General features: G+C 57.5%; 11 protein-coding genes. 8 read left to right on the top strand and 3 right to left on the bottom strand.

What is annotated here, in order from left to right; genetic code table 11:
- Positions 1-45: 45 nt before the first annotated feature.
- The 3 genes from smpB (at position 46) to QQG91_RS00635 (ending at position 2,716) form a co-directional block, all read left to right on the top strand.
- A complete protein-coding gene (gene smpB / locus QQG91_RS00645) occupies positions 46-522 on the top strand; it encodes an SsrA-binding protein SmpB (protein WP_285771056.1) in 477 nt (158 codons plus the stop codon).
- 143 nt (positions 523-665) lie between these two features.
- Positions 666-1,532 (top strand): 3-mercaptopyruvate sulfurtransferase, encoded by an 867-nt coding sequence (gene sseA, locus QQG91_RS00640; protein ID WP_285771055.1) that lies wholly within the window; start codon positions 666-668, stop codon positions 1,530-1,532.
- On the top strand, positions 1,532-2,716 hold the full coding sequence (locus tag QQG91_RS00635) for an amino acid aminotransferase (protein WP_285771054.1): 1,185 nt from the start codon (positions 1,532-1,534) through the stop codon (positions 2,714-2,716). The genes sseA and QQG91_RS00635 overlap by 1 nt, the downstream gene beginning before the upstream one ends.
- Positions 2,717-2,842: 126 nt before the next feature.
- Here the strand turns inward: QQG91_RS00635 and QQG91_RS00630 are convergent, their stop codons facing one another.
- A complete protein-coding gene (locus tag QQG91_RS00630) occupies positions 2,843-4,177 on the bottom strand; it encodes an ammonium transporter AmtB (protein ID WP_285771053.1) in 1,335 nt (444 codons plus the stop codon).
- 24 nt (positions 4,178-4,201) lie between these two features.
- Positions 4,202-4,540, bottom strand: a complete 339-nt coding sequence (locus QQG91_RS00625) for a P-II family nitrogen regulator (RefSeq protein WP_285771052.1) — start codon at positions 4,538-4,540, stop codon at positions 4,202-4,204.
- Between the two features lie 264 nt (positions 4,541-4,804).
- On the opposite strand from QQG91_RS00625, the gene QQG91_RS00620 reads away from it, so the two are divergent.
- Positions 4,805-6,955: a transglycosylase domain-containing protein gene (locus QQG91_RS00620; protein ID WP_285771051.1), complete on the top strand. Its 2,151-nt coding sequence runs from the start codon at positions 4,805-4,807 to the stop codon at positions 6,953-6,955.
- Here the strand turns inward: QQG91_RS00620 and QQG91_RS00615 are convergent, their stop codons facing one another.
- Entirely contained in the window at positions 6,956-7,315 is a 360-nt protein-coding gene (locus QQG91_RS00615) for a hypothetical protein (RefSeq protein WP_285771050.1), read from the bottom strand.
- Positions 7,316-7,456: 141 nt separating this feature from the next.
- Between QQG91_RS00615 and QQG91_RS00610 the strand changes: the two genes are divergently transcribed.
- Genes QQG91_RS00610 through QQG91_RS00595 form a run of 4 tightly spaced genes read left to right on the top strand, consistent with a single transcriptional unit; the run spans position 7,457 to position 11,750 of the window.
- Complete coding sequence (locus QQG91_RS00610) at positions 7,457-9,202, top strand: type I secretion system permease/ATPase (RefSeq protein WP_285771049.1); 1,746 nt, start codon at positions 7,457-7,459, stop codon at positions 9,200-9,202.
- Positions 9,199-10,473, top strand: a complete 1,275-nt coding sequence (locus QQG91_RS00605; protein ID WP_285771048.1) for an HlyD family type I secretion periplasmic adaptor subunit — start codon at positions 9,199-9,201, stop codon at positions 10,471-10,473. The genes QQG91_RS00610 and QQG91_RS00605 overlap by 4 nt, the downstream gene beginning before the upstream one ends.
- Before the next feature lie 60 nt (positions 10,474-10,533).
- The gene (locus QQG91_RS00600; protein WP_285771047.1) at positions 10,534-11,001 is read left to right on the top strand and encodes a RidA family protein; all 468 of its coding nucleotides are present in this window, start codon (positions 10,534-10,536) and stop codon (positions 10,999-11,001) included.
- Positions 10,998-11,750: a glycerophosphodiester phosphodiesterase family protein gene (locus QQG91_RS00595; RefSeq protein WP_285771046.1), complete on the top strand. Its 753-nt coding sequence runs from the start codon at positions 10,998-11,000 to the stop codon at positions 11,748-11,750. The genes QQG91_RS00600 and QQG91_RS00595 overlap by 4 nt, the downstream gene beginning before the upstream one ends.
- Positions 11,751-11,769: the final 19 nt, after the last annotated feature.

Genomic DNA, 11,769 nt, shown 5'->3' with positions numbered 1-11,769 from the left:
GACACCTTGCTCCTTTGGGCGTCCTAACCTATCTGGTTGATTACTATGGCCAAGAAACCCGAAAACAAGAATTACAAGGTCATCGCCGAAAACAGGCGTGCCCGCTATGACTACGCTATCGAAAGCGACCTTGAGGTCGGGATCATTCTCATGGGTTCCGAAGTCAAATCGCTTCGCGTGGGCCAGTCGAATATCGCCGAAAGCTATGCCTCGGTCGAGAACGGCGAGCTTTGGCTGATCAACGGGTATATCGCGCCATATGAGCAAGCCAAAACATGGGGCCACGAAGAACGGCGCAAACGCAAGCTGCTGGTGAGCCGCAAAGAGCTTTCGCGCCTTTGGAATGCCACCCAACGCGAGGGCATGACGCTTGTTCCCATCGTGATGTATTTCAACGATCGCGGTCTGGTGAAACTCAAGATCGGGGTCGCTAAGGGTAAGAAAAACCACGACAAACGTGAAACCGAGGCCAAGCGAGACTGGGCGCGCCAAAAGCAGCGTCTTTTGCGTCACGGGGATTGATCCGCGCTTGGGTTGCGACACGTTCGCCCCACGCTTCAACTTCGCTCATATCACGGGCTGTTTCCCTTGCCAGCAAGGGCTTACCGCGTTAGACACGCCGCCGATCCACAAGGCTTTTGAAGCAGGCCCCAAAGGGGATTCCCATGGCAAGCAAGTTCGAAGACGACCCGAAGACCCTGGTATCCACCCAGTGGCTCGAAGATAATCTCAAGGACCCCGACCTCAGGATCCTCGATGCATCGTGGTATTTGCCGACCCAGGATCGCGATCCCAAGGCCGAATATGATGCAGAGCACATTCCGGGTGCGCGCTTTTTCGATATCGACGAAATCAGCGACCTGCGCTCGGACCTGCCGCACATGGTGCCCCCCGTCGAAAAGTTCATGAGCCGCATGCGCGCCATGGGCATCGGCGACGGCCATCAGGTTGTGGTCTATGATGGGTCGGGGCTTTTCTCGGCGGCGCGGGTCTGGTGGCTCTTTCGGTTGATGGGCCAGACCAAGGTTGCGGTCCTAGATGGCGGTCTTCCCAAATGGAAGGCCGAAGGACGCAAGACCACCGATGCCGAGCCGATCATCCGCGATCGCCATATGATCGTGGATCGCCAGAACCACATGGTCAAGGATGTGACCGAAGTGGCGCGCGCATCGAAGCTCGACGATCATGCCATCATCGACGCCCGCGCACCCGAGCGGTTTCGTGGCGAGGCCCCCGAACCCCGTGAAGGGCTTCGTTCGGGTCATATCCCCAATGCGCGCAACGTCTTTTACAAATCGCTTCTCAACGCAGACGGCACGATGAAACCCGTCGAAGAGTTGCGCACCATTTTCGAAGCGGCGGGTGTGGATTTGTCCAAGCCAGCCATTACCACCTGCGGGTCGGGGGTCACGGCAGCCGTGCTTTCGCTCGCTCTGGAGCGGATCGGCAAGACCGACCACTCTCTTTATGACGGCTCATGGTCCGAATGGGGCATGTATGCCGATCTTCCCATTGCAACCGGAGAAGCCTGATGCTCGAGCATCTCAAAGAACAACCCGCCGACAAAATCCTCATGCTGATGCAAACCTTCCGTGAGGACCCGCGCACGGACAAGATCGACCTTGGCGTTGGCGTCTACAAAGACCCGACGGGCAACACCCCCGTCATGCGCGCTGTGAAAGCGGCGGAAAAGGTCCTTCTCGAAACGCAGGCCACGAAATCCTATGTCGGCCTTGCGGGCGATCCCGCGTTTTCCGACGCGATGATCGGGCTTGTTCTCGACGGCGCAGTTGCCCGCGAGCGCGTTGCGGCAGTCGCCACCCCCGGTGGCACAGGCGCGATCCGTCAGGCTTTGGAACTTATCCGCCTCGCCTCGCCCGAGGCAACGGTATGGCTGTCCGCTCCGACTTGGCCGAACCACCCGTCGATCATCAAATATCTCGGCATGAAAATGGCCGAATACCGTTACTTTGACGAAGCAACCCGCGGCGTTGATTTCGATGGCATGATTGCCGACCTCGGCGCGCTTAAAGAGGGCGATGTTGTTCTGCTTCACGGCTGCTGCCATAACCCGACCGGCGCGAACCTGAACGACGAGCAGTGGAAAGAGACCATCGCTTTGATCAAAGCCAAAGGCGCAGTGCCGCTGGTCGACATCGCCTATCAGGGCTTTGGCGACGGTCTCGAAGCAGATGCGGCCGCAACCCGTCTCGTTGCCGCTGGTGTAGACGAATGCCTTATTGCAGCCTCGTGCTCCAAGAACTTCGGCATCTACCGCGAGCGCACGGGCATCCTGATGGCGATCGCCCGCGATGCAGGCCAGACCAAGCTTGCCCAGCAGAACATGAACTTCCTGAACCGTCAGAACTTCTCGTTCCCGCCGGATCACGGTGCGCGTGTTGTGACCACCATTCTGACCACGCCGGAACTGCGTGCAGACTGGGAAGCGGAACTCGAAGAAGTGCGCAACACGATGCTTGGCCTTCGCAGCCAGCTCGCCGACGAGCTGCGCCGTCTGTCCAACTCGGATCGCTTTGATTTCATCGCGCACCACCGCGGTATGTTCAGCCGTATCGGCACGACCCCCGACAAGGTCGAAACGATGCGCGCCAACAACGGCATCTACATGGTTTCCGACAGCCGCATGAACATCGCGGGGCTCAACACCGAAACCGTGCCGCTTCTGGCAAAGGCAATCATCGACGCCGGCGTCTAAGGCGACCGCGATCCAATAGGCAAAGGGCGGGGATTTCCCCGCCCTTTTTCTTTTGCGTATCCACAAAATCAAAAAACCCGGGCGCGAACGCCCGGGCAGTTGAGTGAAATGCCAAGTGGAAGGAACTTAGCCTTTCGAGAACTCGGGATAAGCTTCCATACCAAGCTCCGCCTTATCGAGACCGTTGATCTCGTCCTCTTCGCTGACGCGGATGCCCATGGTGACTTTGAGGAGGAACCAGAGAACCGAGGAGACCACGAAGGTGAAGATACCGACGACAACGATACCGTAGAGCTGGGTGCCGAAGGATGCATCGGAGTTGGTGAAGGCCACTGCGATGGTGCCGTAGATACCGCAGACAAGGTGCACGGGGATCGCGCCGACAACGTCGTCGATCTTGAGCTTGTCGAGCATCGGAACAACGAGAACCACGAGGATACCGCCGAATGCACCGATCAGAGTAGCTGCGCCAAGGGTCGGGGTCAGCGGTTCAGCGGTGATCGAAACGAGACCAGCCAGTGCGCCGTTGAGAACCATGGTGAGGTCGACTTTCTTGTAGAGAAGCTGGGTCAGGATCATCGCGGCAACCGAACCACCTGCAGCAGCAGCGTTGGTGTTTGCGAAGATACGGGAGATGTCAGCTACGTCACCTACGGTGCCCATTGCGAGCTGGGATGCGCCGTTGAAGCCGAACCAACCGAGCCACAGGATGAATGTGCCGAGCGTAGCAAGCGACAGGTTCGAGCCGGGGATCGGGTTGATGCGGCCGTCTTTGTACTTACCGATACGCGGACCAAGGATGAGCACACCGGCAAGAGCTGCCCAGCCACCGACCGAGTGAACAACGGTCGAACCGGCGAAGTCGAGGAAACCTGCAGCGTCAAGGAAACCGCCGCCCCACTTCCACGATGCCTGAAGCGGATAGATGATCGCGGTCAGAACAACAGTGAAGGCAAGGAAGGGCCACAGCTTGATACGCTCTGCGAGGGTGCCCGAAACGATCGAAGCCGTGGTCGCACAGAACATGAGCTGGAAGAAGAAGTCCGAGCCGGTCGACGCATAGCCGTAGTCGTCAGCGCCATCACGGGCAACGCCAACAGCTTCGAGAGCGGCGGTGGACCAAACGCCCGAGAGAACGCCGTCGATCGACCAAGTGCCGAGCGGATACATCAGGTTATAACCGATGAGGTAGTAGAAGATCGCAGCAAGCGAGAAGAGCGCAACGTTCTTGGTGAGCTGCATCGCTACGTTCTTGGTGCGGACAAGACCGGCTTCGAGCATCGCAAAGCCAGCTGCCATCCAGAACACAAGGAAGCCGCCGATAAGGAACAGAAGCGAGTTGAAGATAAACATCGAGTCAGTCGAAGCGTCGACGCCAGCAACAGCTTCGGCTTCCTGAGCAAAGCCCATAACCGGTAGCGCAACAAGCGCAGCGGCCGGGAGGAGTTTCGTGAGTTTCATTGGATTTCTTCCCCTGAGAACGCCTTAGAGCGCGTCGTCGTTGGTTTCGCCGGTGCGCACACGAAGAGCGCTCTCGACATCGAGAACAAAGATTTTACCGTCGCCGATTTTGTCGGTCTTGGCGGTGGACGCGATGGTCGAAACGACCTGCTCTACCATGTTGTCGGGCACGACAATTTCGAGCTTGACCTTTGGAACGAAGTTCACGGCATATTCAGCGCCACGGTAGATTTCGGTGTGACCGGACTGCGAGCCAAAGCCCTTGATCTCGGTCACCATCATGCCGCGAACGCCGGCGGCGGTCACAGCCTCGCGGACCTCCTCCAGCTTGAACGGCTTAATAGTTGCGATGATGAGTTTCACTGTCTTCCCCTTACGAGTTGTTCCCGGACGACCAGCTTCGGCCGTGCACAGTGGTAGAAGCGCGGAAATCAGGGGGGTTCTCAAGAAAACCCAAGCCATCCGAGAACGAACCACGCAACAATTTGCACAAATTTTGCACAAATTGTGCAACTTGATTAAAAAATAGGCTGAACAAAAACGCGTTGTATCTGCTCAGAAGCGCTCAACATTTGAGCGAGCAGCAAGTATGCTGGCAAAAAATGAAATGAACGGCAGAGCAGGCAAATGGCAGGACCGGGACGCAAAAGCCCCCCTTTGGTGGCTGAAAAACGCTACGATTCCAGTGGCAAAGCCCCAAAACCCAAAGCGGCACCCGCAAAAAAGAGCGCGCCCGCTCGTAAATCGCCCCGCAAACCGCGCGGACCGATCGGGCTGATTCTCGGCTTTTTTACCGGAATCATTCGTTTCATTTTCCGCATCATCTGGGGGATCAGCTGGCGCGTCGGTTTGATCTTTGCGCTGATTTTGGGCGCCAGCGTCTATTACATGTCCACAACGTTGCCCCCGATTTCCGAAATGGTGGACGGGCGGGCACGTGGCTCCGTGACCCTCCTTGATACCAACGGGACCGTCTTTGCGTGGCGAGGCGATCAATTCGGGGGGATGATCACCGCCGATACGGTTTCGCCTTATCTGCACGATGCGGTTGTCGCCACAGAGGACAAACGTTTCTATTCGCACTTCGGCCTATCACCGCGCGGCATTGCCTCGGCCATTCGGATCAACATGCGCGAAGGACGCGGCCCCCTGTCGGGCAACGGCGGCTCGACCATCACACAACAAACCGCAAAGCTTCTGTGTATCGGCACGCCTTATGACCCCGAAGTCTGGAAGTCCGAGGCCGATTACGAAGCAGACTGCCGCCGCTCCACGCTTTGGCGCAAAGCCAAGGAAGCCATTTATGCGATGGCGATGGAGGTCAAATATACGAAAGAGGAAATCCTCACGATTTACCTCAACCGCGCCTATCTCGGTGCAGGCACGCGCGGGTTCGAAGCTGCGGCGCAGCGTTATTTCGGGATATCGGCGAACCAGGTCGATGCCTCGCAAGCTGCAATCCTCGCCGGTCTTTTGAAAGCGCCTTCGACCTACGCACCGACATCCAACCTTCAACGGTCTTGGGACCGCGCGAATGTGGTCATCGGCTTGATGGAAGAACAAGGCTACCTCTCGGCCGCCGAAGCCGCCTATGCGCGCGAAAATCCGGCAGGACTCTCTGAAGCAGCCAAAGCGCGTTCAGGCGGCTATTTTGCGGATTGGGTCATGGAGAGCGGACCCGAGTTCTTTACCCGCTCGACCACCGAAGACGTGATCATCCGCACAACGCTCGACCAAAAGATCCAAGCCGCCGCGGAAGAGGCTCTGGTCTGGACCTTCGAGAACAAGGTCAAAGAAGGATCGGAAGCCCAGGCCGCAATCGTTGTTATGTCCGCAGACGGTGCGGTTCGCGCAATGGTCGGAGGACGCAATCTTCAAGCCTCTGGCGCATTCAACCGCGCGACACAGGCCCTGAGGCAGACAGGTTCACTCTTCAAACCTTTTGTCTATGCCGCCGCACTGGAGCTTGGTCACTCGCCGCTCGAAGTGATCAACGACCAACCGCTTTGTCTCAATATCGTTGGATCGGGGGAATGGTGCCCCCAGAACTATGACCGCGAATTCAAAGGCAACATCACCCTCACACAAGCGCTCTACGAGAGCAGGAACATCCCCGCTGTTCTCTTGTCCGAAGCCGTCGGTCGCGAGGCTGTTCGATCCGTCGCGACGGGTTTCGGTATCGACCGAGATTTGGCAGATGGCCCCGCCCTTGCTCTTGGCGTGTCCGAGAGCACGCTGCTCGAAATGACTGCAGCTTATGCAGGTATCCTCAACGGCGGGTCATCGGTTGCCCCTTACGGGCTTGTGGACTTGCGTCTCCAAGGGGAAAGCGACCCGATTTTCGGTCAAGGCGGCGGTATTGGCGAGCGCGTCATCAGCGACAACTCGGCGAAAAAGCTCACTTGGATGATGTCCAAAGTGATCGAACAGGGCACAGGTCAACGTGCACGCATCGACGGCTGGCAAATTGCGGGAAAATCGGGCACCACTCAGGCGTCACGCGATGCATGGTTTATCGGGTTTACGGGCGAATTCGTGACAGGCGTCTGGATGGGCTATGACGACAACAAGCCGCTCAGCGGTGTTACGGGTGGCGGACTTCCTGCCGAGATTTGGCGCGAGACGATGTCCCGCGTTCTCTCGGATCGGATTCCCGTGCCGCTCCCGATGACGGCACCCGACGGAAGCGAACCTGCGGGCGCGGTCATGAGCGAAGATCAAGCGGATCGACTTATCCAGCTTCTCCTTCAAGAGCTCCAAAGCGCTGCGGGCAATTGATCATTCGATCTCGCTGCATTTTTCGTAAACGAAGGCATAGCCATCCCAAACCATGATGATGCCGTCCACATCATAGGACTTCATCAGCAATGCACGTTCGGTCCATTGATCCTCGTCGCCCGAACACTGCATGGTGTAAAGAGTGGCCTCCATATTCACAACCTGAACAGGGCGGGTCATGCGGCATTGATTATGCACACCGTAGAAAATGCCGTTCCTGATCTCGAGCGCCCCACCCGACTCTCCTACTTTGGAGCAATCAGAGGTGAGAGCTTGTTTATAACGCCCCTCGAACCCCGCAGCGGCAAGGGACGTGGGCAAAAGGAGAAGAAGCAAAAGCGACCTGGAAAAGACAGACATTTCAACCTCAAGACTAAAATAATCATGCAATTCTAATCTGGGGTTATTCATTTTGCAGTAACGCCAAGGGAAGTAAACGTTACAATAAGGAAGTAGAGAACTAACCTTTTGGATGAGTTCAAGGACCTTCAAACCACCTCAATGAGTGCGGGGACCCAAGTGCAAGCAACCACGATCAAGGGCAAACGAATCCTGATGGCCACGATGCGCAAGAACAGCGCGTTGATCTGGTCTGCTGCCCTATTCAGCCTTGTGGTGAACGTCCTTATGCTTAGTGGACCGCTCTATATGCTGAGCGTTTACGACCGCGTTCTCGGATCTCGCTCGGTCGAGACGCTGGTCGCATTATCAATCATCGTCGGATTTCTCTACCTGTGCATGACTCTGCTCGATTACGTGCGCGGCCGCATCATGGCTCGGGTCGGGGCACGTTTCCAAAGTGCGCTTGATCCGGTCGTCTTTCGCACGGTTCAGGAGCAGGCTCTTCTGAGGGGCAACAGCGGATCTGGCGGGCTTCGTGACCTTGAGGCGGTGCAGCGGGCGCTAACCTCACCCGCTGTTGTTTCGGCTTTCGATCTTCCGTGGATGCCCGTCTTCTTTGTCGGGATTTTTATCTTTCACCCGTGGCTTGGATGGCTCTCGGTCGGTGGGGCCGCATTGCTTATGGTCCTCGCCATTCTCAATCAGTCCCGCACCCGTGATACCGCGAGCCAAGCCGCCGAGACGACGGCGCGCGCCGAACGGTATAACCAGACCCTTCAGGAAAGTGCCGAACAGATCCGTTCCCTGGGAATGACCACCGCGACCATGGGGCGTTGGGCAAAGATGCGAAATGCATCGCTTGGTTCCACGATGACGTTCTCGGATACATCGGGCCTTTATGCAGCGGGATCGCGCGGCGCGCGATTGATGCTGCAATCGGCCATGTTGGGACTTGGGGCCTTTCTGGTGCTGAGGGGAGAAATGACCGCAGGTGCAATGATCGCGGGTTCGATCCTTCTCGGCCGCGCCCTCGCACCGATCGAATTACTGATCGCGCAATGGGCCTTGATCGAACGGGCAATCGACGGTTGGGGCAATCTTACAAGGCTTTTGTCGGTATCGCGCGAGATGCCCGAACGCACACCGCTCCCCGCTCCTGAGGCAAGGCTTTCGGTCAGCCAGTTGACGATCGTTCCACCAGGTCAGGCGACTCCAACCCTGAGAATGTTGTCGTTCGAACTGTCTCAGGGGCAGGCGTTGGGGGTGATCGGTCCCTCGGGCGCAGGGAAAACGACTCTTGCCAAGGCGCTTGTAGGCACTTGGACCCCGACAGGGGGAACGATAAGGCTCGATCGCGCGACACTCGATCAATACGATCCCGAAGTCTTGGGCCAATACGTCGGATACCTGCCTCAGCGCATTCAGCTCTTTGACGGGTCGATCACCGAAAACATTGCGCGGATGTCCGAAACGCCCGATACGGGCAAAGTCGTCGCGGCAGCGCAGATGGCAGCGGCCCACGACATGATCCTGAAGCTTCCCAATGGCTATGACACGCAAATCAACGCAACTGGCGGGAGCCTCTCGGGTGGGCAAATCCAGCGCATCGGTCTTGCTCGGGCGCTTTATAATGACCCTGTGATCGTGATCCTTGATGAACCGAACTCCAATCTCGACAACGAAGGGAGCATGGCGCTCAACGCTGCCATTCGTTCCCTCAAAGCCTCGGGCAAAGCTGTGATCATTATGGCGCATCGCCCCGCAGCCATTCAGGAATGCGATCTGCTTCTCGTGATCGAAGACGGGCTCAGACGCGGCTTTGGCCCAAGGGATGATGTCCTCAAACAAATGGTCCAGAACCATCAAACAATCCAACAGGACTCCACAGGTGGAGGCGTGCGATGATCTGGGCTGCCAATCGTTTTCTCGCGATCGGGTTCGCGACGCTTGTCGTCTTGCTTCTTGGGTTCGGCGGCTGGCTTGTCGGCGCGACAATCAAAGGGGCGGTCGTGGCCTCGGGTCATGTCGAAGTCGAAAAGAACCGCCAGATCATCCAACATCCCGATGGCGGGATTGTAGACGAGATTTTCGTAACCGAAGGACAAACCGTCGCGCAATCCGATATGCTCATTCGGCTCAACACTGCGGAATTGAGTTCGGAAATTGCGGTGATCGAAAACCAGCTTGCCGAACTATCTGCACGAAAGGCGCGGCTTGTCGCAGAGCGTGACAACGAAACGGTTCTCGATACCGCGCAGGACCTGTCGGCAAGCTATGAGCCACTATTCGCCTCGCAGCAAAACCTGCTCACTCTTCGGCTCGAAGCCGAAGGGCGGGCCGCAGAACAGCTTGCCCAACAGTCCAATCAGATCAGCCGCCAGATCGACGGGATCGACGCACAGCTTGCGGCGATGAACGAACAACTGGTTCTTCTGGATGAAGAGCTCGCCACCCAACAGAGCCTTTTGGAACGAGGCTTGTCAGAAGCCCCACGTGTTCTCGCACTGCGCCGCGACCGCGCTGCGCTGGTTGGACAGATCGCTGAAACGCAAGCCGCCCGCGCCGTCGCCACCGAGCGCCAGAGCGGTATCGCTCTCGAACTCCTGAGCCTTGCAACCACTCGCCGCGAAGAGGCGATGGCAGAGCTCAGGGATATCGAACCACGCGAAACTGAACTGGGAGAGAGGTTACGCACTCTGCGCAACCGACAGGATCGCGCTGTCATCCGCGCGCCTCTTGCGGGAACCGTTTATGATCTTCAGGTGCTTGGCGCTTCGGCTGTCGTTCGTGCGGCTGAACCCTTGATGTATCTGATCCCGAATGATCGCCCCGTGGTGATCACGGCACAGGTCGCATCGCGCGATATTGACGAGGTCTATATCGGTCAGGCTGCGACGGTTAGGTTTACAGCCTTTGATCTGCGTAGAACCCCCGAACTGTTCGGAACAGTGCTCAATATCTCTGCGGACACGTTTCAAGATCAGCAGACAGGCCGTTCATACTATCGGATCGAACTCGGCCTTGGCGAGAGCGAAATCGACAAACTGGATGCGGACCAAAAACTCATCCCCGGGATGCCTGTCGAAACCTTTCTCGCGACGCGCGACCAAAGACCGATCGATTACCTGCTGAAACCGCTTGCGGATTATTTTACCCGCGCGTTTCGAGAAGGTTGACGATTGCAGCGCAGAGGCCCTCGGGCTAGCGTCACGGCACCTACAATTCGGAGCGACACAATGAGCGACACAATCGAAACCCGTCTCGCCGATCTTGGCATCACTCTTCCCGATACGGCGCCCGCCGTTGCAGGCAATTACGTTGCCTATGTCGTGACAGGAAACCTCGTCCATGTTTCGGGCCAGATCAGCCAGCGTGACGGCAATCTGATCAAGGGCAAGCTCGGCGTTGATTTCGACCTCGCTCAGGGCGCCGACGCTGCCAAAGCCTGCGCCGTTTCTCTCCTGACCCAAGTCAAATTCGCCTGTGGAGGGGATCTGAACCGGTTGGTGCGCGTGGTCAAACTCAATGCCTTTGTGAACTCTGCCCCTGATTTCACGGACCAGCCCAAGGTCGTCAACGGCGCATCGGACTTTCTGGTCGAAGTGCTCGGTGACGCTGGGCGCCACGCCCGCTCTGCCGTAGGTGTTGCCGCGTTACCGCTTGGCGTCGCAGTAGAGATTGACGGCGTTTTTGAAATCAAATGACGCTTCCCCGCGCCTTTCTTGACCGTCCGATTGCCCATCGCGCCCTCCACAACAAGGCCGAGGGAAGGCCCGAAAACTCGCGCGAGGCTGTGATGGCTGCGGTCGAGAGTGGATACGGAATAGAGATCGACATTCAGCCGTCGAAAGACGGTGTTCCGATGGTCTTTCACGATTACGCCTTGACCCGACTAACAGGGGTGCAAGGACCAATCGCGATGCGCACCGCAAAAGAGCTTGGCGAAATGCCTCTCTTGAACGGGCAAAGCGGTATTCCCACCCTCGCAGAGGTTCTTGAAATCGTTGCGGGACAAGTGCCGCTCCTTATCGAGATCAAGGATCAGGACGGGCGCATGGGTCCAAATGTCGGACCGTTGGAACGTAGTATCGCCGACCTGCTTGGCACCTATTCCGGCCCAGTCGCGGTTATGTCGTTCAACCCACATTCTGTTGCGAAAATGGGGGAACTTTGCCCCCAGATACCGCGCGGGATCACAACTTCGGCATACAGCGCTGAGGATTGGCCGACCCTTCCCGCCGAAGTGCGAATGCATCTCAAAGCTATTCCAGACTTTGATCGCACGGGCGCCTGTTTTATATCGCACGAAGCGGCAGATCTGGAGTCCGGGGACGTCGCGAACATCAAAGCAAAAGGTGCTCCGATCCTCTGCTGGACGATCCGTTCGGCTGAAGCCGAAGCAAAGGCACGCGAGATCGCCGACAATATCACATTCGAGGGCTATCAGGCTTGACGACCGCAGCGGCGCACAC

The sequence above is a fragment of the Marivivens sp. LCG002 genome (genome assembly GCF_030264275.1).
Taxonomy (GTDB): Bacteria; Pseudomonadota; Alphaproteobacteria; order Rhodobacterales; family Rhodobacteraceae; genus Marivivens.
Note: the sequence above shows the minus strand (reverse complement) of the source record. Positions and strands in the feature narration are given on the sequence as shown.